Source organism: Bradyrhizobium sp. P5_C12 (assembly GCF_054049735.1).
The window spans coordinates 102,224-127,967 of record NZ_JBFULU010000016.1 but is presented as its reverse complement, the minus strand read 5'-3'; the positions used below and the strand labels follow the sequence as shown (position 1 = coordinate 127,967).

The 25,744-nt window shown below is 65.9% G+C and carries 24 protein-coding genes; 16 read left to right on the top strand and 8 right to left on the bottom strand.

The annotated features are described in order from the left end of the window. Nucleotides 1–8: 8 nt before the first annotated feature. Nucleotides 9–926, top strand: a complete 918-nt coding sequence (locus ACXJMY_RS16970) for a LysR family transcriptional regulator (protein ID WP_456620475.1) — start codon at nt 9–11, stop codon at nt 924–926. Between the two features lie 201 nt (nt 927–1,127). Here the strand turns inward: ACXJMY_RS16970 and ACXJMY_RS16965 are convergent, their stop codons facing one another. After that, nucleotides 1,128–1,748: a glutathione S-transferase family protein gene (locus ACXJMY_RS16965; protein WP_456620474.1), complete on the bottom strand. Its 621-nt coding sequence runs from the start codon at nt 1,746–1,748 to the stop codon at nt 1,128–1,130. A gap of 128 nt (nt 1,749–1,876) precedes the next feature. On the opposite strand from ACXJMY_RS16965, the gene ACXJMY_RS16960 reads away from it, so the two are divergent. Further along, nucleotides 1,877–3,157: a flavin-dependent oxidoreductase gene (locus ACXJMY_RS16960; RefSeq protein ID WP_456620473.1), complete on the top strand. Its 1,281-nt coding sequence runs from the start codon at nt 1,877–1,879 to the stop codon at nt 3,155–3,157. A 189-nt stretch (nt 3,158–3,346) separates the two neighbouring features. Here the strand turns inward: ACXJMY_RS16960 and ACXJMY_RS16955 are convergent, their stop codons facing one another. After that, nucleotides 3,347–3,766 carry a PaaI family thioesterase gene (locus ACXJMY_RS16955; RefSeq protein WP_456620472.1) on the bottom strand — a complete coding sequence of 140 codons (420 nt, stop codon included), beginning with the start codon at nt 3,764–3,766 and terminating at the stop codon, nt 3,347–3,349. A 67-nt stretch (nt 3,767–3,833) separates the two neighbouring features. Continuing rightward, complete coding sequence (mutY, locus tag ACXJMY_RS16950; RefSeq protein ID WP_456620471.1) at nt 3,834–4,952, bottom strand: A/G-specific adenine glycosylase; 1,119 nt, start codon at nt 4,950–4,952, stop codon at nt 3,834–3,836. Between the two features lie 110 nt (nt 4,953–5,062). Here mutY and ACXJMY_RS16945 point away from each other — a divergent pair, with 110 nt between their 5' ends. The 9 genes from ACXJMY_RS16945 to ACXJMY_RS16905 all read left to right on the top strand — a co-directional run bounded on the left by ACXJMY_RS16945 (nt 5,063) and on the right by ACXJMY_RS16905 (nt 15,271). Further along, on the top strand, nt 5,063–5,557 hold the full coding sequence (locus tag ACXJMY_RS16945; protein WP_456620470.1) for a DUF721 domain-containing protein: 495 nt from the start codon (nt 5,063–5,065) through the stop codon (nt 5,555–5,557). Between the two features lie 136 nt (nt 5,558–5,693). Beyond that, on the top strand, nt 5,694–6,350 hold the full coding sequence (locus ACXJMY_RS16940; RefSeq protein ID WP_456620469.1) for a DsbA family protein: 657 nt from the start codon (nt 5,694–5,696) through the stop codon (nt 6,348–6,350). A 217-nt stretch (nt 6,351–6,567) separates the two neighbouring features. Beyond that, a complete protein-coding gene (smc, locus tag ACXJMY_RS16935) occupies nt 6,568–10,032 on the top strand; it encodes a chromosome segregation protein SMC (RefSeq protein WP_456620468.1) in 3,465 nt (1,154 codons plus the stop codon). A gap of 112 nt (nt 10,033–10,144) precedes the next feature. Then, nucleotides 10,145–11,122 (top strand): small ribosomal subunit Rsm22 family protein, encoded by a 978-nt coding sequence (locus ACXJMY_RS16930; protein ID WP_456620467.1) that lies wholly within the window; start codon nt 10,145–10,147, stop codon nt 11,120–11,122. Between the two features lie 135 nt (nt 11,123–11,257). Continuing rightward, the gene (locus ACXJMY_RS16925; protein ID WP_014497379.1) at nt 11,258–11,818 is read left to right on the top strand and encodes a LemA family protein; all 561 of its coding nucleotides are present in this window, start codon (nt 11,258–11,260) and stop codon (nt 11,816–11,818) included. A gap of 146 nt (nt 11,819–11,964) precedes the next feature. After that, nucleotides 11,965–13,167: a M48 family metallopeptidase gene (locus tag ACXJMY_RS16920; protein ID WP_456620466.1), complete on the top strand. Its 1,203-nt coding sequence runs from the start codon at nt 11,965–11,967 to the stop codon at nt 13,165–13,167. 197 nt (nt 13,168–13,364) lie between these two features. Further along, the gene (locus ACXJMY_RS16915; RefSeq protein WP_456620465.1) at nt 13,365–14,117 is read left to right on the top strand and encodes a hypothetical protein; all 753 of its coding nucleotides are present in this window, start codon (nt 13,365–13,367) and stop codon (nt 14,115–14,117) included. A 60-nt stretch (nt 14,118–14,177) separates the two neighbouring features. Continuing rightward, nucleotides 14,178–14,846, top strand: a complete 669-nt coding sequence (locus ACXJMY_RS16910; protein WP_456620464.1) for a hypothetical protein — start codon at nt 14,178–14,180, stop codon at nt 14,844–14,846. A 92-nt stretch (nt 14,847–14,938) separates the two neighbouring features. Further along, nucleotides 14,939–15,271, top strand: coding sequence for a GIY-YIG nuclease family protein (locus tag ACXJMY_RS16905; RefSeq protein WP_456620463.1), 333 nt, complete (start codon nt 14,939–14,941; stop codon nt 15,269–15,271). A gap of 22 nt (nt 15,272–15,293) precedes the next feature. Here the strand turns inward: ACXJMY_RS16905 and ACXJMY_RS16900 are convergent, their stop codons facing one another. From ACXJMY_RS16900 to petA, 5 genes are all read right to left on the bottom strand, one after another. Further along, on the bottom strand, nt 15,294–15,833 hold the full coding sequence (locus ACXJMY_RS16900) for an adenine phosphoribosyltransferase (RefSeq protein ID WP_298878702.1): 540 nt from the start codon (nt 15,831–15,833) through the stop codon (nt 15,294–15,296). A 114-nt stretch (nt 15,834–15,947) separates the two neighbouring features. Continuing rightward, nucleotides 15,948–18,113: an anthranilate synthase component I gene (locus ACXJMY_RS16895; protein WP_456620462.1), complete on the bottom strand. Its 2,166-nt coding sequence runs from the start codon at nt 18,111–18,113 to the stop codon at nt 15,948–15,950. Between the two features lie 478 nt (nt 18,114–18,591). Continuing rightward, nucleotides 18,592–19,266, bottom strand: coding sequence for a dienelactone hydrolase family protein (locus ACXJMY_RS16890; protein ID WP_456620461.1), 675 nt, complete (start codon nt 19,264–19,266; stop codon nt 18,592–18,594). A 144-nt stretch (nt 19,267–19,410) separates the two neighbouring features. After that, nucleotides 19,411–21,474, bottom strand: coding sequence for a cytochrome b/c1 (gene fbcH, locus ACXJMY_RS16885; protein ID WP_456620460.1), 2,064 nt, complete (start codon nt 21,472–21,474; stop codon nt 19,411–19,413). A gap of 62 nt (nt 21,475–21,536) precedes the next feature. Continuing rightward, nucleotides 21,537–22,067, bottom strand: a complete 531-nt coding sequence (gene petA, locus ACXJMY_RS16880; RefSeq protein WP_282524363.1) for a ubiquinol-cytochrome c reductase iron-sulfur subunit — start codon at nt 22,065–22,067, stop codon at nt 21,537–21,539. Between the two features lie 280 nt (nt 22,068–22,347). Between petA and ACXJMY_RS16875 the strand changes: the two genes are divergently transcribed. The 5 genes from ACXJMY_RS16875 (at nt 22,348) to ACXJMY_RS16855 (ending at nt 25,607) form a co-directional block, all read left to right on the top strand. After that, nucleotides 22,348–22,806 carry a tRNA (cytidine(34)-2'-O)-methyltransferase gene (locus tag ACXJMY_RS16875; RefSeq protein ID WP_456620459.1) on the top strand — a complete coding sequence of 153 codons (459 nt, stop codon included), beginning with the start codon at nt 22,348–22,350 and terminating at the stop codon, nt 22,804–22,806. 18 nt (nt 22,807–22,824) lie between these two features. After that, nucleotides 22,825–23,457 (top strand): 7-carboxy-7-deazaguanine synthase, encoded by a 633-nt coding sequence (gene queE / locus ACXJMY_RS16870; RefSeq protein ID WP_456620458.1) that lies wholly within the window; start codon nt 22,825–22,827, stop codon nt 23,455–23,457. 17 nt (nt 23,458–23,474) lie between these two features. Next, nucleotides 23,475–23,840, top strand: a complete 366-nt coding sequence (locus tag ACXJMY_RS16865) for a 6-pyruvoyl trahydropterin synthase family protein (protein WP_456620457.1) — start codon at nt 23,475–23,477, stop codon at nt 23,838–23,840. Between the two features lie 130 nt (nt 23,841–23,970). Then, nucleotides 23,971–24,858: an oxygen-dependent coproporphyrinogen oxidase gene (gene hemF, locus ACXJMY_RS16860; protein WP_456620456.1), complete on the top strand. Its 888-nt coding sequence runs from the start codon at nt 23,971–23,973 to the stop codon at nt 24,856–24,858. Beyond that, on the top strand, nt 24,849–25,607 hold the full coding sequence (locus ACXJMY_RS16855) for an HAD family hydrolase (protein ID WP_456620455.1): 759 nt from the start codon (nt 24,849–24,851) through the stop codon (nt 25,605–25,607). Before hemF ends, ACXJMY_RS16855 begins: the two co-directional genes overlap by 10 nt. Nucleotides 25,608–25,744: the final 137 nt, after the last annotated feature.

Here is a 25,744-nt window from a genome sequence, read left to right as displayed (position 1 = left end):
TTCACCTCATGAATTTGAATTCGCTCGACCTCAATCTATTGACCGCGCTCGACGCCCTGCTGCGCGAGGCCAATGTCAGCCGCGCCGCCATGCGGATCGGCCTGTCGCAGCCGGCCGCGAGCCACGCGCTGCAGCGCCTGCGCGACATCTTTGGCGATCCGCTGCTGGTCCGCACCGGCGCGCGGATGGAGCTGACGCCACGGGCGCTGGCGCTGCGCGCGCCGCTGGCGCAGGCGCTCGACCAGGTGCGCGGGCTGTTCGTGCCCGACGACTTCGACGCCGCGCGCAGCGAGCGGCAATTCCGCCTGATGATGCCGGACCTCGCGGTCGAGCTTCTGATGCCGCCTCTGATGGAGAAGGTGACGCGCCTTGCGCCCAACGTCCGCATCGACGTCGTGCCGTGGCGGGGGCCGGCGATCTTCCACGCCGAGTTCGCCCGCACCATCGATCTCGTGATCTCGATCGGCAACGCCTTCAAGGGCTTTCACCGTCAGTTGCTCTACACCGACAGCGACGCGCTGGCGGTGCGGCGCGGCCATCCGATGGCCACGAAGCTGAAGCGGCGCGAGGCCTTCCTGGCCGCACGCCATGTTGGCGTGATCATCCGCGGCCAGCCCGAGGATCTGATCGACACCTGGCTGCGCAGCAAGGGTATCGAGCGGCACATCGCGCTGGTGGTGTCAGGCTATCTCGAGGCGCTGCACGTCGCCGCCCGCACCGACCTCGTCGCCTTCGTGCCGCGGCGGCTGATCGCGGCGCTGTCGAAGCAGTTGGGCCTCGTCACGGTGACGCCGCCGCTCGATCCCGGGATCGACGAGCAGTTCATGTTCTATCCAACGCGGGCGCAGATGGATCCGGGATCGATCTGGCTGCGGCGGCTGATGCTGGAGACGGGACGGGAGCTGGAGAAGCGGAAGGCTTCGTAGCTTCGTAGGGTGGGTTAGCCCTGCAGATGCGCAAAGCGCATCTGCTCGGCGTAACCCACCAACTTCGTCCCGCATTTAAGGAGGCATGGTGGGTTACGCCTTCGGCTAACCCACCCTACGCTCCTGGGTAAAACGCGGCTCCAAAACACTCGGTGTCGTCCCGGCGAAGGCCGGGACGACAGGGGAATGCGTGGCCGCGCCTTACGCCTTCTGCGCGTCCATCACCATGCGCACGGCGGGGCGGTCGGACATGCGCTTGAAGTGGTCGGCGATCTTCGGCGTGGCGTTGATGTCGACGCTGTCGCCTTCGAGCCAGTGCGAGAGCGTGTGGAGATAGGGATCGCAGATCGTGAACTGGTCGCCCATCACCCACGGCCCCTTGAACATCCTCTGCTCGATCAGGGCGAAGCAGGCGCCCATGGTCTTCGGGACCATCGCCTTCATGTCCGCGAACGAGCTCTCCTGCGTCGCCCAGCGCGCACCGCGCATCTTGTGGGCATGGTTGATGTGCACGGTCGAGCAGAGATAGGAGTTGAACGACTGCACCTGGGCGAAGTCGAAGGGATCGTCGAGCGGCGCGAGCTTCGCCTTCGGGAAGGTCTGTGCGATGTAGGCCAGCATCGCCGGCGTCTCGGTGAGGACGCCACGATCGGTCACCAGGGCCGGCACGCGGCCCTTCGGGTTGATCGCGAGATAGTCCGGGCTGTTCTGCTGGTTGTCCTTGAAGCTCAGCCGTTCGGCTGTGTAGTCGGCGCCGGCCTCCTCCAGGGTCATGTAGGTGGCGAGCGCGCAGGTGCCGGTGGCGTAGTAGAGCTTGAGCATGTCGGACCTCATGGGAAAATTGAAAACTAACGGCTGCGGGCCGCGAGGTCCATAGCACGAAATCCTCTTCGCAGTTGCCCACATCCGCCCGCCTGTGCCAAGACGCCCGCAATCGGAGGGGTTTTGTCATGACGGTACTCATCGCCGGTGGCGGCATCGGCGGGCTCACGCTTGCGCTCAGCCTGCACGGGATCGGCGTTCCCGTAAAAGTGTTCGAGAGCGTCGCGGAACTGAAACCGCTCGGCGTCGGCATCAACGTGCTGCCGCATGCGGTGCGCGAGCTGATCGAGCTCGGGCTGATGGACAGACTGGACACCAGCGGCGTGCGCACGCAAGAGCTCGCCTATTTCTCCAAGCACGGCAAGCCGATCTGGAGCGAGCCGCGTGGGCTGGAAGCCGGCTACAAATGGCCGCAATTCTCGATCCATCGCGGCACCCTCCAGCAGCTCCTGTTCGATACCGCGATCGAGCGGCTCGGCCGCGACAACATCCTGACCAGCCATCATCTGACCGGCTGGAGCGAGACGGACAACGGCGTGCGCGCCGACTTCATCGACAAGGCCACCGGCAAGGCCGCGGGGACTTATGACGGCGCGATCCTGATCGCCGCCGACGGCATCCATTCCGCCGTGCGAGAAAAGCTCTATCCGCAGGAGGGGCCGCCGATCTGGAACGGCCGCATCCTCTGGCGCGGCGTCACGCCGTCAAAATCCTTCCTCACCGGCCGCACCATGATCATGGCCGGCCACGAGATCCTGAAATTCGTCTGCTATCCGATCTCCAAGGCGCCGGATGCGGCGGGCAACCACCTCATCAACTGGGTCGCCGAACGTCACATGCCGCCGACCTATCAGTGGCGCCGCGAGGACTATAACCGCACCGCGCGGCTCGAGGAGTTCCTGCCCTGGTTCGAGAGCTGGCAGTTCGACTGGCTCGACGTGCCCGGCCTGATCAAGAACTGCCCGCACGCCTACGAATACCCGCTGGTCGACCGTGATCCGGTATCGCAATGGACCTTCGGCCGCGTCACGCTGATGGGCGACGCCGCGCATCCGATGTACCCGATCGGCTCGAACGGCGCCTCGCAGGCGATCCTCGATGCCCGCGTCATCACCCGCGAGATCCTTGCGCACGGTCCCACCAATGCGGCGCTGCTCGCCTATGAGGCCGAGCGGAGGCCGGCGACCACCGACCTCGTCCTGCTCAACCGCAAGAACGGTCCCGAGCAGGTGATGCAGCTCGTCGAGGAGCGCGCGCCCGACGGCTACGACGTCGTCACCGACGTGCTGTCGCAAAAGGAGCTGGAAGACGTCGCCGCGAACTACAAGCGCGTCGCCGGCTTCCAGGTCGAGACGCTGAATGCCAAGCCGCCGATCGTGAGCGGGGATGTGAAGCGGGTGGGGACGTGAACGCTAGCTGACAATCGAGCCGCAGGCTCCTCTTCACCTCGCCCCGCTTGCGGGGAGAGGTCGGATCGCCCTTGCGATCCGGGTGAGGGGGTACAGGTCTCTCGACGATCTTTCTCGCGGAGAGAGGCTCCTCACCCCACCCCCTCCCCGCGAAGAGCGGGGCGAGGGAGCGAGAGACAGGTGCTCACCTCACCGCACCACCCTCGCCGCCTCCAGCAACCGCTCGCTCGCCGTTGCGGTGGCGAGCACGGTGCCGTCCTCGGTCATCAGCTTGGCTTCGACGAATGCAATCGTCTTGCCGAGCTGCGTCACCGTCGCCTCAGCGATGATCGGGCCGGGCTTTGCGGGGCTCAGGAAGTTTACCGTCATGCTGATGGTGGTGGTGTAGAGCCGGCCCTCGCTCATCACCAGCACAGCAGGCCCCATCGTGTCGTCGAGCATGGCCGAGAGCATGCCGCCCTGGATGAAGCCCGCCGGGTTGCAGAACTCGGGCTTGCCCTCGAAGCCGAGCCTGATCCAGCCCTCCTCCGGACGAGCATCAAGCAGCCGCCACCCCAACAGCTCGGCGCAGGGAGGCCTGGGAAAATTGTCGAGCGCGGTCTTGACCATCGGGAGCCTCCGTTTCGCGTCGCTGTTAGCGCAGCGCTGCTGCCAGCATGGTGTCAGGAGCATGGTGTCAGGAGGATGCGACCGGCTGGCGCCCCAGTCCATGCGCGATCACCTTGCGCATGACGTTGGGCAGCGCTTCGTCGGCAAGGGTGGCGACCGGCACCCAGCGCATCCCCTCGGGCGGGCGCGTACGGGCTTCGGCCTTGGCCGTGTACACCACCAGCTCCAGCGGAAAATGCGTGAAGACGTGGTTGACGACGCCAAGCCTGCGCTGCCAGCGCGACAGCCCCTTCAGTTCCGGCGCCTGCCGCTTCGCTGTCGTGTCGTCCTGGCCGGCGAGCCAGTCCGAGCCCGGCACCTCGGTCATGCCGCCGAGCAGGCCTTTTTCGGGCCGGGTGCGGACGAGCAGCTCGTCGCCGCGTGTGACGACGAAGGCGGCGCCGCGGCGCAACGTCCCGCTCTTCTTCGGCGCCTTGCGCGGAAAGGTTTCCTGCGTCCCCTCCGCACGTGCCGCGCAATCATCGTTGAGCGGACAGACGGCGCAGGCCGGCTTCTTCGGCGTGCAGATCGAGGAGCCCAGATCCATCAGCGCCTGCGCGCTGTCGCCGGCGCGAGAGTCGGCGAGCAGCGTCGCCGCCAATTGCTGGATCAGCGGCTTGGCCTGCGGCAACTCCTCCTCGACCACGAACAGGCGCGACACCACGCGCTCGATGTTGCCGTCGACCGGCATGGTGCGGCGATCGAACGCGATCGCGGCGATCGCTGCCGCCGTGTAGGGCCCGATGCCCGGCAGTGCGCGCAGCCCCTCCTCCGTGTCGGGAAACACGCCGCCATGGTCGCGCGTCACCGCAACCGCGCAGGCGTAGAGGTTGCGCGCACGGGAGTAGTAGCCGAGCCCGGCCCACATCCGCAGCACGTCATCGAGCGAGGCCCGCCCGAGCGCCGTGACATCCGGCCAGCGCGCGATGAACTTTTCGAAATAGGGCCCGACCGCCTTCACCGTGGTCTGCTGGAGCATGATCTCCGACAGCCAGACGCGGTAAGCGTCAGAGGTCTCGCCGGGCATCGCGCGCCAGGGCAGCCTGCGGCGATGGCGGTCGTACCAGGCGAGCAGCGCCAGCGGACGCGCCGGCGTTACCGGCTGCACTGGTTCCGACTTGGCCTTGAGGGCGGATCTGGGGCTCATGCGGCCACTGTAACGGCGTTACGCCGATCTCTCCACGTCATGCCCGCGCTCGTCGCGGGCATCCACGCCTTTCTTCGCCGCGAGATGGCCCCGAAGTGCTATAAAGGCTCATGTCCAAGCTTCGCCCCATCAAGCCCGGCCCCATCAGCGCAAAGCCGCTTTCGCTCCTGCTCAACGACGTCTTCGCCGAGGCCTATGCCAAGCAGGGCTTCGCCGCGCGCGAGCTGGTGACGCGGTGGGCGCAGATTGCCGGGCCCGAGATCGCGGCCCATGCCGAGCCGCTGAAGATGCAATGGCCGCGGCCGGTCGAGGGCCAGCCGCAGGAGCCGGCGACGCTGGTGCTGCGGGTCGAGGGGCCGATGGCACTGGAGATCCAGCACTCCGCCCACGTGATCCTGGAACGGGTCAACCGCTTCTTCGGCTGGAGCGCGGTCGGCAAGCTGGCCTTCCGCCAGGCCCCGCTGTCGCGGGCGCGGCGCCCGGTGCGGCCCGGCCCGCCGGACCCGAAGACGGTCGCCAAGGTGGCGGAGAGCCTGGGCGACATCGAAGATGAACAATTGAAGACGGCGCTGGCGCGCCTCGGGGCCGCAATCAAGCGAAATTGAGCCATATTCCGCCGCGAAACTGGACCCGTCCTTGCCGCTCGCCATTGCCTCAAGCGACGTTTCAAGCTAGCGACAGGCCGCCCGGGGAACCTTGATCCGAACCTTGGGCGAGACCACGCCAATCCGGGAGCCGACCTTGATCATCACCCGCCGCGCCTTCGCCACGATGCTGTCGCTGACCGGATTTGCCGCGCTCGCCGGGCTCTCGCCGCTCCGGTTCATCAACGGAGCCATGGCGCAGGCGGCCGCCGATGTGGCCAAGCCGGTGTCGCTGCCCGACATGGCGCTGGGGCCCAAGGATGCCGCCGTCACCATTACCGAATACGCCTCGATGACCTGCCCGCACTGCGCGGCCTTCAACGAGCAGGTGTTCCCGAAGATCAAGTCGGAATACATCGACACCGGCAAGGTGCGTTACATCTTCCGCGAGTTCCCGCTGGACATCAAAGCCGCCGCCGGCTCGATGCTGTCGCGCTGCATCGCCAATGGCGACGCGCCGAAATATTTTGCCGTCACCGACATGCTGTTCCGCCAGCAGAACGACTGGGTGCTGAAGAACACCACCGAGACGTTGACCCGGATCGGCAAGCAGGCCGGCCTTACCCAGCAGCAGGTCGAGGCCTGCCTGAAGGATCAGGCGCTGCTCGACAAGATCGCCGCCGACCAGAAATATGCCAGCGACGTCTTGAAGGTCGATTCCACGCCGACCTTCTTCATCAACGGCGAGAAGATCAAGGGCGAGACCTCGTTCGAGGAATTCGCGAAGAAGATCAATCCGCTGCTGAAGAGCTGATTCGCACGCCTCGATCCTGATTCGCGCATCCAAAGCCGTATCTTTCCCGTCATAAATCCCTTGGGAAAAGCGGCTTTCGCCGGTTGCCCTCGCGGCACACCACGGCCATTGTCCAGCCGCATGAGCCGCCTCGGGCGACTCACCCAGACAGTGACATTGCCTTCCATGGTATTGTCCCGGCAGGGGGATTCGCGCCTGCCAACAGAGATGCGTGCTTATGAAAATCACCCGCCTGCGCCTTCACGGCTTCAAGTCCTTCGTTGAGCCCACGGACTTCGTCATCGAGCCCGGCCTGACCGGCGTGGTCGGACCGAACGGCTGCGGCAAGTCGAATCTCGTCGAAGCGCTGCGCTGGGCGATGGGCGAGACCAGCTACAAATCGCTGCGCGCCGCCGACATGGACGCGGTGATCTTCGCCGGCTCCGGCAACCGTCCGGCGCGCAACCACGCCGAAGTGACGATGACGATCGACAATGCCGATCGCACCGCGCCGGCGGCGATGAACGACAGCCAGCTGCTGGAAATCTCCCGCCGCATCGAGCGCGAGGCGGGCTCGGTCTATCGCATCAACGGCCGCGACGTGCGCGCCCGCGACGTGCAGATCCTGTTCGCCGATGCCGCCACCGGCGCGCGCTCGCCGGCCCTGGTCCACCAGGGCAAGATCGGCGAAATCATCCAGGCCAAGCCCGAGCAGCGCCGCCGCGTGCTGGAAGACGCCGCCGGCGTTGCCGGCCTGCACGCCCGCCGTCACGAAGCCGAGCTGCGGCTCAGGGCGGCCGAGACCAACCTCACCCGCGTCGAGGACGTGATCGGCCAGCTCTCCGGCCAGGTCGAAGGCCTGAAGAAGCAGGCCCGCCAGGCCGTGCGCTATCGCGAGGTCGCCGCCAAGGTGCGCAAGGCCGAGGCGACGCTGTTCCATCTGCGCTGGATCGGCGCCCATGCCGACGTCAACGAGTCCGGCCAGACGCACGATCTCGCTGTGCGCGAGATGGCCGAGCGCACCCAGCATCAGGCCGAAGCCGCCCGCATCCAGGCCATCCGCGCCGCCGAAATGCCGGCGCTGCGCGATGCGGAAGCGCGCGCCGCGGCCGGGCTTCAGCGCCTGACCAATGCCCGCGAACTGCTCGACCGCGAGGAAGAGCGCGCCAAGGAACGCGTCGCCGAGTTGGAGCGCCGGCTGACGCAGTTCGAAGGCGACATCGCCCGCGCCCAGCAGCAGACCATGGACGCCGACGTCGCACTCGAACGGCTCGACACCGAGGATGCCGAGCTGAAGGAAGAGATCAAGTCGCGCGTCGAGAAGCGCTCCGGCGTCGACGAGCGCGTGGCCGAGGCCGAGGCGACGCTCACCGAAACCGAGCAGCAATTCTCCGAGCTCACCACGCAGCTTGCCGACCTCACCGCCAAGCGCAACCAGCTCGAAGCCAATGTCCGCACCCACCGCGACAAGCTCGCCCGGCTCGACCAGGAGATCGCGAATGTCGCCGCGGAAGAGCAAAGGCTCGCGGAAGAGACCGGCGGCTTCGGCGATCTCGACGAGCTGACCGCAACGGTCGAGACCGCGGAACAGACGCTCGCGGCTTCGGAAGCCGCAGCCCAGGCGAGCGAGGCGGCCCATGTCGCCGCGCGCCAAACGCTGGAATCCTCGCGCTCGCCGCTGAACGAAGCCGACAAGCGCGTGCAGCGGCTCGAGACCGAAGCGCGCACGATCTCCAAGATCGTCAACGGCGAGACCAAGAATCTGTGGCCGCCGATCATCGACGGCATCACGGTCGACAAGGGTTTTGAGAAGGCGATCGGCGCCGCGCTCGGCGACGATCTCGATGCGCCGGTCGACCCGTCGGCGCCGATGCGCTGGACCAATGCCGGCGTCACCGAGGGCGATCCGGCCCTGCCCGAGGGCGTCGTCCCGCTCGCCAACCACGTGCAGGCGCCGGCCGAGCTGGCGCGCCGCCTGGCGCAGATCGGCGTGGTGCCGCGCGAGCGCGGCGCTGAACTCGTGTCGCAGCTCAAGACCGGCCAGCGGCTGGTCTCGCCCGAAGGCGACGTCTGGCGCTGGGACGGCTTCGTCGCGGCAGCTCACGCGCCGACCGGCGCGGCGCGACGCCTTGCCGAACGCGCCCGCCTCGTCGACATCGAGAACGAGCTGGAGCAGGCCCGCATCGACGCGCAGATCAAGCGTCAGGCGCTGGAGAATGCCGAGTCCGAATTGCAGATGGCGGCAAGCACCGAAGGCGCCAGCCGCGAAGCCTGGCGCGCTGCGCAGCGCGAGCTGAACGTCGCGCGCGAGCGCCATGCCACGGCCGAGCGCGAGATCAGCCGCCACGCCGCGCGCAAGGCGACGCTGTCGGAAGCCCACAGCCGCCTCGCCGCCGACCGCGCCGAGGCCGAGGCCGCGCACGAATACGCCGCCGCCGCGATCTCCGAACTGCCGTCGAGCGAGGACACCGAGACCCGTCTCGCCGCGGTCCGCAGCGACATCGAAGGCCATCGCCGCATGGCCGCACAGGTCCGCGCCGAGGCGCAGGCGCTGGCGCGCGAGGCCGAACTCGCCGACCGCCGCGTGCAGGCGATCCTCGCCGAGCGCACCGAGTGGCAGAACCGCAAGGGCAGCGCGGCCTCCCATATCGACACCATCCAGGCCCGCATCACCGAGGTTTCGATCGAACGCAGCGACCTCGAAAACGCGCCCGCCGTATTCGCCGAGAAGCGCAGCGCGCTGATCACCGAGATCGAATACGCCGAGAACGACCGCCGCGTCGCGGCCGACGCGCTTGCGGCCGCGGAAACCGCGATGGCGGAGACCGATCGCGCCGCAAAGCTGACCCTCGAAGCGCTGTCGAGCGCCCGGGAGGCGACTGCGCGCGCCGAAGAACGCATGGAAGGCGCGCGGCGCCGGCTCGAGGACATCGAGCGCGAGATCCGCGACATGCTGGAGGTCGAGCCGCAGGCGGTCGCCGGCCTCGCCGAGATCGAGCCCGGCGCCGAGCTGCCGCCGCTGCACGACATCGAGGAAGACCTCGAAAAGATGCGCCGCGACCGCGAGCGCCTGGGTGCGGTGAACCTGCGCGCCGAGGAAGAGCTGCGCGAGGTCGAGACCCAGCATACCGGCCTCACCACCGAGCGCGACGACCTGGTCGAAGCCATCAAGCGGCTGCGCCAGGGCATCCAGAGCCTCAACAAGGAAGCCCGCGAGCGGCTCTTGACCTCGTTCGAGGTCGTCAACAACCACTTCAAGCGTCTGTTCGTCGAGCTGTTCGGCGGCGGCGAGGCGGCGCTGCACCTGATCGAGAGCGACGATCCGCTGGAAGCCGGTCTCGAGATCATCGCCAAGCCGCCGGGCAAGAAGCCGCAGACGCTATCGCTGCTCTCGGGCGGCGAGCAGGCGCTGACCGCGATGGCGCTGATCTTCGCGGTGTTCCTCACCAACCCCTCGCCGATCTGCGTGCTGGACGAAGTCGACGCGCCGCTCGACGACCACAACGTCGAACGGTACTGCAATCTGCTGCACGAGATGACCGCCTCGACCGACACGCGCTTCGTCATCATCACGCACAACCCGATCACGATGGCGCGGATGAACCGCTTGTTCGGCGTCACCATGGCCGAGCGCGGCGTCTCGCAGCTGGTGTCGGTGAGCCTGCAAGAAGCCGTGGACATTCTCGACCAGAACGTGGCGTGATATCTCTGGCGTCATTCCGGGGCTCGCGAAGCGAGAACCCGGAATCTCGCGCTACGATCTCTAGATCCCGGGTTCGCGACTTCGTCGCGCCCCGGGATGACGGTGAGCGAAGATGATCTCACCCACCCTCCCCGCCGAACTGAAAGCCGCCCTCGACGCCAAGCTCCAGGGCTTTTCGCGCAGCGACGCGGCGCAGCGCTCACAGAAGATCTCGAACACCTATCGCGCCGGCGGCGGCTCCGGCACGATCAAATCCGAGGCCGATGCGCTCGCCTACGCGCTGGCGCGGATGCCGGCGACCTATGCGGCGGTGGCTGCCAGCCTGAATGCGCTGACCGAGATCGCGCCGGACTTCGCACCAGAAACGCTGCTCGACGTCGGCGCGGGCCCGGGCACCGCGAGCTGGGCCGCTGCGGAGGCGTTTCCGTCGCTGCAATCCTTCACCCTGCTCGATGCCAACGCGACGCTGAGCCGGCTGGCGCTCGAGCTCGCGCAGGACAGCACGCGGCTGGCGGATTGCCGCTATCTGCCGGGCGACGCCGGCACGAACCTCACTGAAGTCCCGCAAGCCGATCTCGTCGTGGCGAGCTACGTCATCGGCGAACTGGGCGAGCGCGAGCAGCGTGCGCTGACGGAGGCGATGTGGGCGAAAGCACGTCACGCGCTGGTCGTGATCGAGCCCGGCACGCCGGCCGGCTATGCCCGCATTCTCGCGCTGCGCCAGCAGCTGATCGCGACAGGTGCTTGCGTCGCCGCGCCCTGCCCGCACGAAAAGCCCTGCCCGCTCGCAGCACCCGACTGGTGCCATTTCTCGCAACGCCTGCCGCGCTCGCAGGCGCACCGCCAGATCAAGGGCGCCGAGGTGCCGTTCGAGGATGAACGCTTCATCTACGTCGCCCTGACCCGCAGGCCGCCGGCGGCGCGTGCCGCGCGCGTGCTGGCGCCGCCCGATGTCGGCAAGGCCGAGATCACGGCAAAGCTCTGCACCGAGCAAAGCGTCGAACTCGCCAAGATCCCCCGCCGCGACAAGACCGCCTACGCAAGCGCCCGCCGCTGGCGCTGGGGCGATGCCGTCATTGCCGAAAGTTAACCTCGTTCCCGGCTTTTGCCTTGAACTCGGATGGCTTCCCGTTCGACCAAATCCTACCTTGCGTCCGCGCCGGCCCCTCCCCCCGGCCCCATTTTGGTTTACGCTGCCCGCCTCAATCCCCTTCAGGAGTTCTCCATGTCGACCGGCTGGATCGTTCTCGGCGTCATTGTCGTCCTCGTGTTCTTGGCCTTCAGCGCCTACAACCGGCTGGTGGCATTGGGCCAGCGGGTCGGCCAGGCCTTTGCCGACATCGACGTGCAGCTCAAGCAGCGCCACGATCTGATCCCGAACCTGGTCGAGACCGTGAAGGGTTACGCCTCGCATGAGCGCGGCACGCTCGACGACGTCATCAAGGCGCGCAACTCGGCTATGTCGGCGCAGGGACCGGCGCAGGTGTCCGCCGCCGAGAACCAGCTCTCCGGCGCGCTCGGCCGGCTGATCGCGCTGTCGGAGGCCTATCCGGACCTCAAGGCCAATGCCAATTTCCAGCAGCTCGCCAGCGAGCTCTCCGACCTCGAGAACAAGATCGCGGCCAGCCGCCGCTTCTTCAACAACGCGGTCCAGGAATACAACACCGGCATCCAGCAGATGCCCGCCGCGCTGTTCGCCGGCATGTTCGGCTTCACCAAAAAGGACTTCTTCGATCTCGGCGCCAGCCGCACCGAGGTCGAGGCGACGCCACAGGTGAAGTTCTGATTGCCGCGTGACCGGCTTCTCACCATCGTCATTCCGGGACGCGTCAAAGACGCGAACCCGGAATCTCGACCGAGACACTAACTCCGAGAGTTCGGGTTCAGGCCTCCGGCCTGCCCCGGAATGACAGGGGTTAAACGGAAGCAGCCATGGCCGCGTATGGTCTCTACACGCACATCGCCTCGAACAAGTTTCGTTCGATGCTGCTGCTCGCGGGCCTGTTCCTGCTGATCTACGTGCTGGTCTATGCGGGTGCGCTGATCGCCGAAGTTCTCATCGACAGCAACCAGACTGTCGCCTTCTACCTGTCGCGCGCCTTCTCCGACCTGCTCAAAGCCGCACCGTTCGCAACGATCGCGGCGGCCGCCTGGGTCGTGATCGCCTACTTCTTCCACCAGTCGATGATCGACGCCGTGACCGGCGGCCACGACGTCACCCGGCAGGAAGAGCCGCGGCTCTACAATCTGCTCGAAAATCTCTGCATCTCGCGCGGCATCACCATGCCGAAGCTGAAGATCATGGAGAGCCCGGCGCTGAACGCATTCGCGACCGGCCTCAATCCGCGGCAATATTCGGTCACCGTCACCACGGGTCTCCTCAACGCGCTGAACGACAAGGAGATCGAGGCGGTGCTGGGCCACGAGCTGACCCACATCAAGAACGGCGACGTGCAGCTCATGGTGGTCGCCGTCATCATCGCCGGCGTGGTCGGCTTCTTCGGCGAATTGTTCTTCCGCCTGTTCACGAATTTCAGCTGGAGTTCCGGCGGCTCGTGGTCGTCGGGCTCCTCCTCGTCGTCGCGGTCGTCCTCGTCATCGAGCGACAGCAAGAGCTCCGGCGGCGGCGCGGTGGTGGTCGTCATCATCGCGATCGTGCTGATCGTGGTGGCCTGGCTGATGTCGCAGGTGGTGAAGCTCGCGCTGTCGCGTTCGCGCGAGTATCTGGCCGATGCCGGCTCGGTCGAACTGACCAAGGACCCCGATGCCATGATCTCGGCGCTGCGCAAGATCGAGAACCGCGGCGAGCTGCCGGGTGCGACCTCGGCGGTGATGGAGCTCTGCGTCGACAATCCCCGCGAGGGCTTTGCCGATCTGTTCGCGACCCACCCGTCGGTGCAGTCCCGGGTCGACGCGCTGGTCAAGTTTGCCGGCGGCCATGATCCCGGCCCGCTGCCGCCCGCCGAGGAGACGGAAGAACCCGAGGCACAGGCCGACCAGCAGGTTGCTCCCCCGCGGCTGCCACAGGGACCGTGGAACGATGCAGGCGGCTCGGCCAGTCCACCGCCAGTGCCCGCGCCAAGCCCCTCCGGAGCCGCAGCCGGGAATCCTGTGGGTCCTTGGGGTCGCCACTAGGCGGATGATCTGCCGCCTCTCGCGACCGGTTTCGCGGCGACAGGGAAAAACCCCGGGAATTGCCGCAGCCGCGCGTCAAGGAATTGAATTCTCCCTTGTTTCTGCCATGTTCGCGCCCAACAGCAGACTTGGGACATCGATTTGGGGCCCGGGCCGATCGCAACCTGCGATCGGAGGGCGCGCGTTAGGGGACAGCAATGGCAAAGCCGGCAGTGGTTGTGGTGGGCGCGGACAAGGGCGGGGTCGGCAAGACCACGGTATCGCGCACCCTGCTCGATTATTTTTCCGCCAACAACGTACCGACGCGCGCGTTCGACACGGAGTCGCCGCGCGGAACTCTCAAGCGCTTCCATCCCGAAATCACCGAGATCGTCGACATGACGACGACGTCGGACCAGATGAAGATCTTCGACACCCTCAACGCCACAAGCCCGTCCGTCACCGTGATCGACGTCCGCGCCGGCCTGCTCTCGCCGGCGCTCGCCTCGCTCCGCGATATCGGCTTCCTCGACGCCGCCAAGGCCGGGCAGATCACCTTCGCCGTGTTCCACATCCTCGGCCCCTCGATCGCCTCACTCGACGAGATCGCCGAGACCGCGGGCTTCATGACCGGCGCGAAATATTTCCTGGTGAAGAACTTCATCAACGACACCCAGTTCTTCCAGTGGGACCAGGCGACCTATAATTCCTACTTCCACCGCATCAAGGACGCGACCGAGCTGACCATCCCCAAGCTCAACGAAATGGCCTATGAGCAGGTCGAGGTGTCCTCCGTCCCGTTCCTGAAATTCGTCGCCAACAAGGGCATCAACGACGAGGCCGCCAACTACTCCTTCGTGCTGCGCGGCTATGTCCGGCATTGGCTCGCGAACGTCTGGAGCGAGTTCGACCGGATCCGGCTGACCGACATCGTCGGCTCGAAGCCCGCCTCCCGTAACAGCGAAAAATAATTGCGCAAGCCGGGCGGATGCGGCTGGATTTGGCGGTGAATCCGCGCAGATATAGCTTTGATGCCCGCGACGCCCCTCTACATCATCTGCTCGCCCCGCCCGCAGGTCGGCAAGACGCTGCTGGCGCGGCTTTTGAGCGAATTTCTGCTGCTCAAGAACGGTGACGTCGCGGCGTTCGACGTCAACCTGAAGGAACCGTCGCTGCTCGACTTCCTGCCGAAGGTCACCGAAACGGCGGATGTGATCGATACCTACGGCAAGATGCAGCTGATGGACCGCGTCATCGTCGACGACGGCCTCGGCAAGGTGATCGACCTCGGCTTCCACGCCTTCGACGAGTTCTTCAAGATGACCGACGAGATCGGCCTCTTGAAGGAGGCGGCGCGCCGTCATGTCGCGCCGATGATCCTGTTCGTCGCCGACACCGATCGCGCCTCGGCCCGCGCCCATGAGATGCTGCGCGCCCAAATCCCGCGGATCAACCTGATCACGGTCGACAATGAGTTCATTCTCCGCGGCGAGTTGCCGCCTGCGATGGCCGGCGGCCGGCTGTTCCGCCTGCCAGCGCTGCCCGGCTTCCTCAAGACCTATATCGACCGGCTGAACTTCTCCTTCACTGGCTACCTGCGCCAGGAGAAAGACTCCTCCACCGAGCTGCACCAGTGGATCCGGCGCAACTACCTCGCCTTCCGCGAGCTCGAGCTCAGCCTGATCCTGCAACGGTCCTAGGCGATAATTTTACCCGGATAATATTGACTGTAGGCTAAGCTGGGCTTATTGAGGCGGGCATCGGTATCCCTCCCAGCAAGGTCCCCCCCCCCGTGAGCATCGACCGAAAAGCCGCCATCGCCGCCTACAAGGAGCGGAAGACCATTGCGGGCATTTACGTCATTCGATGCGCGGCCTCGGGCGAGGCCTGGGTCGGCCAGGCCCCGAACCTCGACACAATCCAGAACCGCATCTGGTTTTCGCTGCGCCAGGGCAACCACACCTGCCGCAGCCTTCAGGCGGCGTGGAACGCGCATGGCGAGGCAAGCCTGACGTTCGGCGAATGCGAGCGGCTGGAGGATGAAGAGACCGACTACGTCCGGAATGCGCTGCTGAAGGAGCGCTGGCTGCACTGGCGGGCCGAACTGAAGGCCGAGGCGATCTGACGATCGCCGCGGCGGCGAACGCTCAGTGCCCCTCGAACGTCATCAGCGTGCGCACCGGCACGTCCATGGCGCGCAGCTTGGCGGCGCCGCCGAGCTCGGGCAGGTCGATGATGAAGCAGGCGGCGACGACATTGGCGCCGATCTGGCGCAGCAGCTTCACCGCGCCCTCCGCCGTGCCGCCGGTGGCGATGAGGTCGTCGACCAGGATCACGCGCTCACCGGGCTGGATCGCGTCGACATGCATCTCCATCTCGTCGATGCCGTATTCCAGCGAATAGGCGATGCGCACGGTGGTGTGCGGCAGCTTGCCTTTCTTCCGGATCGGCACGAAGCCGGCTGAGACCTGATGCGCCACCGCGCCGCCGATGATGAAGCCGCGCGCCTCCATGCCGGCGACCTTGTCGATCTTGTTGCCGGCCCAGGGATTGACGAGCTCGTCGACCGCACGGCGGAACGCGCGCGCGTCTGCGAGCAGCGTGGTGATGTCGCGGAACATGATCCCCGGCTTGGGATAGTCGGGGATGGTGCGGACGCTCGCCTTCAGATCGTGGTCAAAGGTCATTTGTATCCCATATTAGCTGTCATTCCGGGCGGCTCGAAGAGCCGAACCCGGAATCTCGAGATTCCGGGTTCGATGCTACGCATCGCCCCGGAATGACGAGCATGAAACATGCACTCAATTCGCCCCAGCATCCAGCCTGAATGCGTTCTCGACAATCCGCAAACCCACCTCGCCGCCGAGCGACATCAGCGATTCCGGATGGAATTGCACGCCGGCGACGGGCAGGGTCTTGTGCTCGAGCGCCATGGCGACGCCATCCTCGGTGCTGGCGGTGACGTTCAACACCTCCGGCATGCTGTCGCGCTCGACATAGAGCGAATGATAGCGGCCGATCACGATCTCGTTCGGCAGGTTGCGCATCAGCCGCCCGCCCCGAACCTGAACCCGCGAGGGCCGGCCATGGGCGGGATGGGTGAGCTGCCCGAGCGCGCCGCCAAAATACTCGCCGATCGCCTGCACGCCGAGGCAGACGCCGAACACCGGCAGCTTGTTCTCCAGCGCCGCATCAATGGTCTTCTTGATCCCGAAATCCTCAGGCCGCCCGGGACCGGGCGACAGCACGAGCAGGTCCCAGCGCTTCTGCTTGAGCATGTCGAGCGCGTGCACGTAGCGGACCACGGTGACGCTGGCGCCGACCTGGCGGAAATAGTCGGCCAGCATATGGACGAAGCTGTCGTCGTGATCGATCAGCAGCACCCGCTTGCCGCTTCCGGTGGCATCGGGCGCAAACGCCGACAGCGGCTTCGGCGGATCGCCGCGCAGCGCCTGGAACAGCGCCGCGGCCTTGACCTGGCATTCGCGGTCCTCGGCGGCGGGATCGGAATCGAACAGGCAGGTGGCGCCGACGCGGACCTCGGCGAGGCCATCCTTCATGCGGATGGTGCGGATGGTGAGGCCGGTGTTGATGCTGCCGTCGAAATTCACCGCGCCGATCGCGCCGGCATACCAGCGCCGCGGCGAGCGTTCGTGATCCTCGACGAACTGCATCGCCCAGAGCTTTGGCGCGCCGGTCACCGTCACGGCCCAGGCATGGGTGAGAAACGCGTCGAGCGCGTCGAAGCCGGGACGCAGCATGCCCTCGACATGGTCGACGGTGTGGAACAGTTTTGAGTAGGTCTCGATCTGCCGCCGCGCCAGCACCTTGATGGTGCCGGGGACACAGACCCGCGCCTTGTCGTTGCGGTCGACGTCGGTGCACATGTTGAGCTCGAACTCGTCCTTCTCCGAATTCAGGAGCTGGCGGATCTGCTCGGCGTCGCCGATCGCATCGGTGCCGCGGGCGATGGTGCCGGAGATCGGGCAGGTCTCGACCCGGCGTCCGTCGGAGCGCACGAACATTTCCGGCGAAGCCGAGACGAGAAACTCGCCGTCGCCGAGATTCATCAGCGCGCCATAGGGCGACGGGTTGATGACGCAGAGCCGCTGGAACACTTCGGCGGGCGAGCGATCACAGGGTTCGGCGAACAGCTGTCCGGGCACGGCCTCGAACAGATCGCCGCGCGCGAAGGCCGCGCGCGCAGTCTCGACCGTGGCCTGATATTCGCCAGGCGCGTGATCGGCAAAGCCCTGGCGCGGCGTCTTCTGGTACGGGCTCTCGGCCGTCTCGCGCGGCAGGCCCTCGGTGGATTTGCCCTTCCAGGCGAAATCGTAACTCAGCACCACGCCGCGGCCGGTGGCGCGGTCGTAGGCCAGCAGGCGATCGGGGACATAGAGCACGATGTCGCGCTGGTCGCTCTCGCGCACCCGCTTCTGCACGAGGTCCTCGATCTGGAAGACGAGATCGTAGGCGAAGGCGCCGAACAGGCCGAGCAGCCCGTCGTCGTTGGCGGAGAAGGCGGCGACGAGATCGCGCACCAGCGACATCACGCTGGCGCGCCGCGTGCGCTGGTCCTCCTCGACCGGAGCCGCGCCACGGATGATATGGCCGGCGAGGCGCGAAGCTGTTGTCTCGGAGATCACCACGCAGGGTTCGCGGAGCACCTCAGTGAGGAAGGCGATCAGCACCTGCCCGCGCTCGTTGAGCGCCTCGAGCTTGAAATTGACGCCAACGGTCTCGAGCTTGAGCGGCGGGTCGGAGAAGCCGAGGTCAAAACTCTCGTAGCGGCCGGGCACGGTCGTGCCCGACGACAGCACCACGCCGCGGCGGCGGTCGAGCAGGCTGACGAGATCGTCGAGCCGGTTGGCGCCGCCGGTGAACTGCTCCGCGACGCGCGTGATCGCAAGACCTGCGCGGGTCACATAGTCGCTTCTGGCCGGGAGGGCAAAGACGGTCCTGTTCATGGGGTCCTCTTACGAAACTTGCCGAGGGAACGCCACACAGGACAAACGATCAGGCCGCCGCACTGCGTTGGCGACCTTCGACGATTTTGGGAAAAGAAATCGCACCGGCCACCTCTTAGGAGGTGCGCCACCAAAGACGGGCTGGGCGGACGGCGGTGCTCATGGGCGGATACTCACCATGGCCGGGGAGCGGCGTCAAGGGTGGCCTAGGTGCCGTAGCCCGGATGGAGCGCAGCGCAATCCGGGGTTCGTGCCACGACGAGACAGCCCCGGATTACGCTGCGCTCCATCCGGGCTACAACTACTGACGGCGTCAATCTCAGCTGTCGTCCCGGCGAAGGCCGGGACCCATAGCCACAAAATTGAACTTGGCGAAGACTCGGAGTGACAGCAGGTCCTAACCACAAAATCCTGTGGTTGTGGGTCCCGGCCTTCGCCGGGACGACACCGATTTTGTGGCGCGGCTGGCGCACCACACCTACCCCAAATGCTTCTTGAAAAACTCCGTCGCCCTTCCCCAGGCGAGCTCGGCGGCTTCGCGGTCGTGCACCGACTGGCGCTGCTCGTTGACGAAGGCGTGCTCGGCGTCATAGCGGAACAGCTCCAGCGACTTGCCGGCGGCCTTCATGCCGTTTTCGAAGGCGCCGACTAGCTCCGGCGTGCACCAATCGTCCTTGTTGGCGAAATGGGCCTGGAGCGGGATCTTGACGTCGGCGGGCTTGGCCGCCTGCTCCGGCGGGATGCCGTAGAACACGACGCCGGCCGCAAGCTCCGGAATCCTGGTCGCGCCGATGATGGTCACCGCGCCGCCGAGGCAGAAGCCGGTCAGGCCGACCTTGGCGCCGTTGCGCGACAGATATTGCGTGGCGCCGCGCACGGTCTGCGTGGTGGCGTCCATGAAGTCGAGCGAGTTCATCTCTTTGCCGGCGGCGTCGGTGTCGTGATACGGCACCACCTTGCCCTTGTAGAGATCCGGCGCCAGCGCATCGAAACCGGCCAGCGCAAAGCGGTCGCAGAGGCCCTTGATCTGGTCCGACAGTCCCCACCATTCCTGGATCACGACCACGCCCGGCGCATTGCCGCGCGCGGCATTGGCGAGATAGCCCGAGGCGTCCTTGCCGTCCGGGCGCTTGAAGGTGATGACGGTTCCCATGGTGTCCTCCGACGAGTTTCTGGGGAGCGGTTGGAGGTATTTTGGCGGTTGGGAGCGAGATAGGCAATCGCGCCAAACAACACACGCTCGTGTCCAACAAAAAAGCCCCCTCGCGGGGGCTTTTTCAATCTCGTCTCGCGTCGCTCAGTGCGAGCCGGCCCAGACCTTCTTCTTCGTGAAATACATCAGGCCCGCGAAGATGATCAGGAACACGAACACCTGGAAGCCGAGGCGCTTGCGCGCTTCCATGTGCGGTTCGGCGGTCCACATCAGGAACGTGGTGACGTCCTTGGAATATTGCGCGACCGTGGTCGGCGAGCCATCGTCAAAGGTCACCTGGCCGTCGCTGAGCGGCTTCGGCATCTTGATGGCGTGGCCCGGGAAGTACTTGTTGTAGTAGGAGCCCTCCGGGATGGTCACGCCTTCCGGCACCTTCTCCTCAAAGCCCTGGAGCACCGCCGCGACGTAGTCCGGGCCCTGCTCCTGGTACTGGCTGAAGAAGTCGACGATGAACAGCGGGAAGCCGCGGCCATAGGAACGCGCCTTGGTGATCAGCGACAAATCGGGCGGCGCCGCGCCGCCATTCGCCGCGCGCGCAGCCTGCTCGTTCGGGAAGGGCGAGGGGAAATAATCCGCCGGCCGGCCCGGACGCTCGAACATGTCGCCCGCATCGTTCGGGCCGTCCTTGATCTTGTAGTCGGAGGCGAAGGCTGCCACCTGCGCCGTTGAATAGCCGGGGCCGCCGGGATCTCCAAGATTGCGGAAGGCGATGTAGGACAGGCCGTGGCAGCTGGCGCAGACTTCCTTATAGACCTTCAGGCCACGCTGGAGCGCGCCGCGGTCATACTTGCCGAAAGGGCCGGCGAAGGACCATTTGTTGCCCGGCGGCCTGTCGCTGCCTTCGGAGGCGCGCGCGTCCTGGAGGCTGCCAAGGAACAGCGCGCCGGCGGCGACGAGCATGATCGCGACGGAGGCTACCGCCTTGCCGCCCTTGGCCAGGATCGATTCCGAGATCGAATTCGGCACCGGCCGCGGCGTCTCGATGCGCGAGAGCAGCGGCAGCACGATCAGGAAATAGGCGAAGTAGCAGACCGTCAGGACGCGGCCGGCGATCACGTAGATGCCTTCCGGCGGCTGCGCGCCGAGATAGCCGAGCAGGATGCAGACCGCGACGAAGATCCAGAAGAACTGCTTGGCCAGCGGACGGTACTTCGACGACCTGGTCTTGGCAGCATCGAGCCAGGGCAGGAAGCACAGGATGATGATCGCCGAGAACATCCCGATCACGCCCGCGAGCTTGTTCGGGATCGAGCGCAGGATCGCGTAGAACGGCAGGTAATACCATTCCGGCACGATGTGCGGCGGCGTCACGCCCGGGTTCGCCGGAATGTAGTTGTCGGCGTCGCCGAGATAGTTCGGCATGTAGAAGATGAACCAGGCGTAGAGCAGCAGGAAGCAGGACACGCCGAACATGTCCTTGATGGTCGCGTGCGGCGTGAACGGCACCGTGTCCTTTTCCGTCTTCGGCTCGACGCCGTCGGGATTGTTCTGGCCGGCGACGTGCAGTGCCCAGACGTGGAGCACGACGACGCCCGCGATCAGGAACGGCAGCAGATAGTGCAGCGAGAAGAAGCGGTTCAGCGTCGGGTTGCCGACCGAATAGCCGCCCCACAAGAGCGTCACGATGCTCTCGCCGACATAGGGAATGGCGGAGAACAGATTGGTGATGACGGTGGCGCCCCAGAAGCTCATCTGGCCCCACGGCAGCACGTAGCCCATGAAGCCGGTCGCCATCATCAGGAGGTAGATGATGACGCCGAGGATCCACAGCACCTCGCGCGGCTCCTTGTAGGAGCCGTAATACAGGCCGCGCAGCATGTGGACGTAGACCGCGAAGAAGAACATCGACGCGCCGCAGGCATGCATGTTGCGCAGCAGCCAGCCGTAATTGACGTCACGAACGATCAGCTCGACCGACTTGAAGGCGAGGTCGGCATGCGGCGTGTAGTGCATCGCCAGGATCACGCCGGTCAGGATCTGCATTCCGAGCATGAAGGAGAGGATGGCGCCGAAGGTCCACCAGTAGTTCAGATTGCGCGGCGTGGGGTAGACGACGAAAGAGGAGTGCATGAGCCCGAGGATCGGCAGACGTCGCTCGATCCATTGCAGGGCCGGATTACTCGGCTGGTAGTCGGATGGTCCGCTCATGATGCGATCCTGAGGAAATAATACGACATGACGGCGCGAGGCTTCGGACGAGGGCCCGAAGCTCAGCCGATCTGGATTTTGGTGTCGGAAACGAACTGGTACGGCGGCACCGGCAGGTTCGCGGGCGCGGGCCCCTGGCGGATGCGGCCGGACGAATCGTACTGCGAACCATGGCAGGGGCAGAAGAACCCGTCGTAATTGCCCTCATGAGCGATCGGAATGCAGCCGAGGTGGGTGCAGATGCCGATCACGACCAGCCATTGCTCATGGCCGGGCTTGACCCGGGCCTCGTCAGACTGCGGATCGGGCAGGCTCGCCACGTTGACGGCGCGCGCCTCGTCGATCTGTTTCTTGGTGCGATGGCTGATGTAGATCGGCTTGCCGCGCCAGAACACCTTGATGTCCTGCCCCTCGGCGACCGGGGTCAGATCGACCTCGATCGGCGCACCTGCGGCGATGGTCGAGGCGTCCGGATTCATTTGGGAGATGAAGGGCCAGAGCGCAGCTGCGCCCCCTACTGCTGCAGCTGCCCCGGTTGCAACGAATAAGAAATCACGGCGTGTCGGATGGTCCGCCGAAGACGCTGTCGTCACGATTCCAACCCTTTCTTCTTATGCTGCCGGCGGAACCGCTCCAGGGGGCGCCCACAAGCTCCCCAGAACAGGCTGCCGGCGCCCGCGGCCCCCCGCGGCGGCAGAACTTCGCGTGTCCCCACCAAAACACGGCGAAAACAGCAGTCCAGAATCGTTCTATTGGCACCCTTGCCGGGCGAGCGCAAGCCCGCTATCGGCGCGGGAGCGTGCAATGCACGAATTCCCGCGCTAGCGATGTTTTATTGAGACATTTCCAGCCGCCACCAACCCGTCGCACCCCATGCACATAGCGCTTTTCCAACCCGACATTCCGCAGAACACCGGCACGATTCTCAGGCTCTGTGCCTGCCTGGGGCTGGCCGCCCACATCATCGAACCGGCAGGCTTCCCGGTCTCCGACCGGCATTTCCGCCGGGCGGGAATGGACTACCTTGACCAGGTCAGCATCACCCGCCACGACTCCTGGTCGAAATTCGAGCAATGGCGCGCGGCGCAAGGCGCCCGGCTGCTGCTGTTCACCACCAAGGCGGCCACCGATTACCGCGATTTTCATTACCAGACGTCGGACATCCTGCTATTCGGGCGCGAGAGCGCCGGCGTCACCGACGCGGTGGTCGAGGCCGCGGATGCGCGGCTGGTGATCCCGATCACACCGGGGCTGCGGTCGCTCAATGTGGCGATGACCGCGGCGATGGCCGCAGGCGAAGCGCTGCGGCAGGTCCGGAACCAGCAGGTCTGACAGGTTGAGGAGAGACGATTGAGTTACGCGGTCAAGGAGATCTTCCTGACCCTGCAGGGCGAAGGCGCCCATGCCGGGCGCGCGTCCGTGTTCTGCCGTTTTGCCGGCTGCAATCTCTGGAGCGGCCGCGAGGCCGATCGCGCCGAGGCGACTTGCAAGTTCTGCGACACGGATTTCGTCGGCATCGACGGCACGCTGGGCGGCCGCTACGCCTCGGCCGCGGAACTCGCCGGCACCATCGCCGCGCAATGGACGGGATCGCAAGAAAACCGCTACGTGGTGCTGACCGGCGGCGAGCCGCTGCTGCAGGTCGATGCTGCCCTGGTCGACGCGCTCCATGCCCACGGCTTCGAGATCGGCGTCGAGACCAACGGCACGATCGCTCCGCCCGAGGGGCTCGACTGGATCTGCGTCAGCCCCAAGGGCGGAAGCGATCTGGTGGTGCGCCGCGGCCACGAGCTGAAGCTGGTCTATCCGCAGGCGCTCGCCGCGCCGGAGGCCTTCGAGGGCCTCGCCTTCGAGCGCTTCTCGCTGCAGCCGATGGACGGGCCGGAGGTCGCCGAGAACACCGCGCGCGCGATCGACTACTGCCTGCGTCATCCGCAATGGCGGCTCAGCGTGCAGACGCATAAATCGCTCGGCATCAGATAGGATTGGTTTTCGGACAGATGTGGGAATTGACGAAATCGTTCCGCTTCGAGGCGGCGCATTCACTGTCGGGAACGACGTTTGGCGCTGCCAGTGAAGAAATCCACGGCCACTCCTTCCGCGCCGAGGTGACGGTGCGCGGCACGCCCGATCCCGCGACCGGCATGGTGGTCGATCTCGGCCTGCTCCAGCGCGCGATCGAGGATGTGCGTGTGATGCTGGACCACAAGTTCCTCAACAAGATCGAGGCGCTGGGCACCCCGACGCTGGAGAATCTCGCGCGCTTCGTCTGGGAGCGGCTGGCCCATATCGGCAAGCTCACCCGCGTCAGCATCCACCGCGACAGTTGCAACGAGAGCTGCACCTATTACGGTCCGCAGGGTTAGTTACGGTCTCGTAGGGTGGGCAAAGCGTAGCGTGCCCACCATTCAAGACGACGCGTAAAAGTTGGTGGGCACGGCGCAAGAGCGCCTTTGCCCACCCTACAGGCTCCGCTGAGTAGCGACGGGAATGCAGATGGACGTTTCAACAATCGACGATCGCAAGGCCCGCGCCCGCGCCTGGTTCGAGCGCTTGCGCGACGACATCTGCGCAAGCTTCGAACGGCTGGAAGACGACGCGCCGCAAAGCCTCTATCCCGGCGAGGCCGGCCGCTTCGTGCGCACGCCGTGGCAGCGCACCGACCACTCTGGCGCGCCCGGCGGCGGCGGCGTGATGTCGATGATGTACGGCCGCCTGTTCGAGAAGGTCGGCGTGCACTGCTCGACCGTGCACGGCGAATTCGCCCCCGAATTCCGCGCGCAAATTCCGGGCGCGGCCGACGATCCGCGGTTCTGGGCCTCCGGCATCTCGCTGATCGCGCATCTGCGCAATCCGCATGTGCCCGCCGTGCACATGAACACGCGCTTCGTCGTCACCACCAAGGCCTGGTTCGGCGGCGGCGCCGACCTCACCCCGGTGCTGGATCGCCGGCGCACGCAGGGGGACGCCGACAGCATCGCCTTCCACGCCGCGATGAAGCAGGCCTGTGCGCAGCCGAACGGCGTCGCCGATTACGACAAGTACAAGACATGGTGCGACGAATATTTCTACCTGCCGCACCGGAAAGAGGCGCGTGGCATCGGCGGCATCTTCTACGACTGGCACGACAGCGGCGACTGGGACGCCGACCTCGCCTTCACCCAGGACGTCGGCCGTGCCTTCCAGAAGATCTACCCCGACATCGTGCGCCGCAATTTCGCGACGGCCTGGACGGCCGAAGATCGCGAGGAGCAACTGGTCCGGCGCGGACGCTATGTCGAATTCAACCTGCTCTATGACCGCGGCACCATCTTCGGACTCAAGACCGGGGGCAATGTGGATTCGATCCTGTCGTCGCTGCCGCCGGAGGTGAAATGGCCATGACTGCGATGAAGCCTGCTGTGAGGCCGCTCCCCCGCGCCATGCTGATCGACATGGACGACACCATCCTGTCGGCCTATGGCCGGCCCGAGATCGCCTGGAACACGATCGCGAACGAATTTGCCGAAGAGCTTGCGCCGCTGCCGCCGCGAGAGCTCGCAACCGCGGTTCTGGCTTTCGCGCGAAACTTCTGGGCCAATGCGGAAGCCGCGTGGCGGATGAAGCTCGCCGAGGCCCGGCACCTCACGGTCAAGGGCGGCTTCGCCGCGCTCGCGGCCGCCGGCCACCGCGCCCTGCCCGACGATCTCGCCATTCGCCTCGCCGACCGCTTCACCACCTATCGCGAGGAGGAGATGTTCGTCTTCCCCGGCGCGCACGACGCCATCGACAGGCTGAAGGCGCTCGGCATCAAGCTCGCGCTGGTGACCAACGGCGCCGCCGACACGCAGCGCGCCAAGGTCGAGCGCTTCGAGCTGGCGCACCGCTTCCACCACATCCAAATTGAGGGCGAGCACGGCTTCGGCAAGCCCGAGGAGCGCGCCTATCTGCACGCGATGGAGGCGCTCGGCGTCACCGCCAAGGACACCTGGATGATCGGCGACAATCTGGAATGGGAAGTCGTGACGCCGCAGCGCCTCGGCATCTATTCGATCTGGATCGACGTGCATGGCGACGGCCTGCCCGAAGGCTCGACCGTCAAGCCCGATCGCATCATTCGTTCGCTGACCGAACTCGTGCCGGACCAAGTCTGACGCAAAATATCGACAAACAACCCCATGCACAGTAGACGGCTGCTGCAAAATCAAGGGCTTACGGATTTCACGAAATCCTTTGACCCGTCGGGCAAAACAGGCGCATGATGCCAACATCGCGGCGCATGGGACGGAAA

Bases quoted from the DNA above. Each gene is read 5' to 3' on its own strand.
- ACXJMY_RS16970 (WP_456620475.1), top strand. From the start codon at position 9: ATGAATTTGAATTCGCTCGACCTCAATCTATTGACCGCGCTCGACGCC.
- ACXJMY_RS16965 (WP_456620474.1), bottom strand. From the start codon at position 1,748: ATGCTCAAGCTCTACTACGCCACCGGCACCTGCGCGCTCGCCACCTAC.
- ACXJMY_RS16960 (WP_456620473.1), top strand. From the start codon at position 1,877: ATGACGGTACTCATCGCCGGTGGCGGCATCGGCGGGCTCACGCTTGCG.
- ACXJMY_RS16955 (WP_456620472.1), bottom strand. From the start codon at position 3,766: ATGGTCAAGACCGCGCTCGACAATTTTCCCAGGCCTCCCTGCGCCGAG.
- mutY (WP_456620471.1), bottom strand. From the start codon at position 4,952: ATGAGCCCCAGATCCGCCCTCAAGGCCAAGTCGGAACCAGTGCAGCCG.
- ACXJMY_RS16945 (WP_456620470.1), top strand. From the start codon at position 5,063: ATGTCCAAGCTTCGCCCCATCAAGCCCGGCCCCATCAGCGCAAAGCCG.
- smc (WP_456620468.1), top strand. From the start codon at position 6,568: ATGAAAATCACCCGCCTGCGCCTTCACGGCTTCAAGTCCTTCGTTGAG.
- ACXJMY_RS16930 (WP_456620467.1), top strand. From the start codon at position 10,145: ATGATCTCACCCACCCTCCCCGCCGAACTGAAAGCCGCCCTCGACGCC.
- ACXJMY_RS16925 (WP_014497379.1), top strand. From the start codon at position 11,258: ATGTCGACCGGCTGGATCGTTCTCGGCGTCATTGTCGTCCTCGTGTTC.
- ACXJMY_RS16920 (WP_456620466.1), top strand. From the start codon at position 11,965: ATGGCCGCGTATGGTCTCTACACGCACATCGCCTCGAACAAGTTTCGT.
- ACXJMY_RS16915 (WP_456620465.1), top strand. From the start codon at position 13,365: ATGGCAAAGCCGGCAGTGGTTGTGGTGGGCGCGGACAAGGGCGGGGTC.
- ACXJMY_RS16910 (WP_456620464.1), top strand. From the start codon at position 14,178: ATGCCCGCGACGCCCCTCTACATCATCTGCTCGCCCCGCCCGCAGGTC.
- ACXJMY_RS16900 (WP_298878702.1), bottom strand. From the start codon at position 15,833: ATGACCTTTGACCACGATCTGAAGGCGAGCGTCCGCACCATCCCCGAC.
- ACXJMY_RS16895 (WP_456620462.1), bottom strand. From the start codon at position 18,113: ATGAACAGGACCGTCTTTGCCCTCCCGGCCAGAAGCGACTATGTGACC.
- ACXJMY_RS16890 (WP_456620461.1), bottom strand. From the start codon at position 19,266: ATGGGAACCGTCATCACCTTCAAGCGCCCGGACGGCAAGGACGCCTCG.
- fbcH (WP_456620460.1), bottom strand. From the start codon at position 21,474: ATGAGCGGACCATCCGACTACCAGCCGAGTAATCCGGCCCTGCAATGG.
- ACXJMY_RS16875 (WP_456620459.1), top strand. From the start codon at position 22,348: ATGCACATAGCGCTTTTCCAACCCGACATTCCGCAGAACACCGGCACG.
- ACXJMY_RS16865 (WP_456620457.1), top strand. From the start codon at position 23,475: ATGTGGGAATTGACGAAATCGTTCCGCTTCGAGGCGGCGCATTCACTG.
- hemF (WP_456620456.1), top strand. From the start codon at position 23,971: ATGGACGTTTCAACAATCGACGATCGCAAGGCCCGCGCCCGCGCCTGG.
- ACXJMY_RS16855 (WP_456620455.1), top strand. From the start codon at position 24,849: ATGGCCATGACTGCGATGAAGCCTGCTGTGAGGCCGCTCCCCCGCGCC.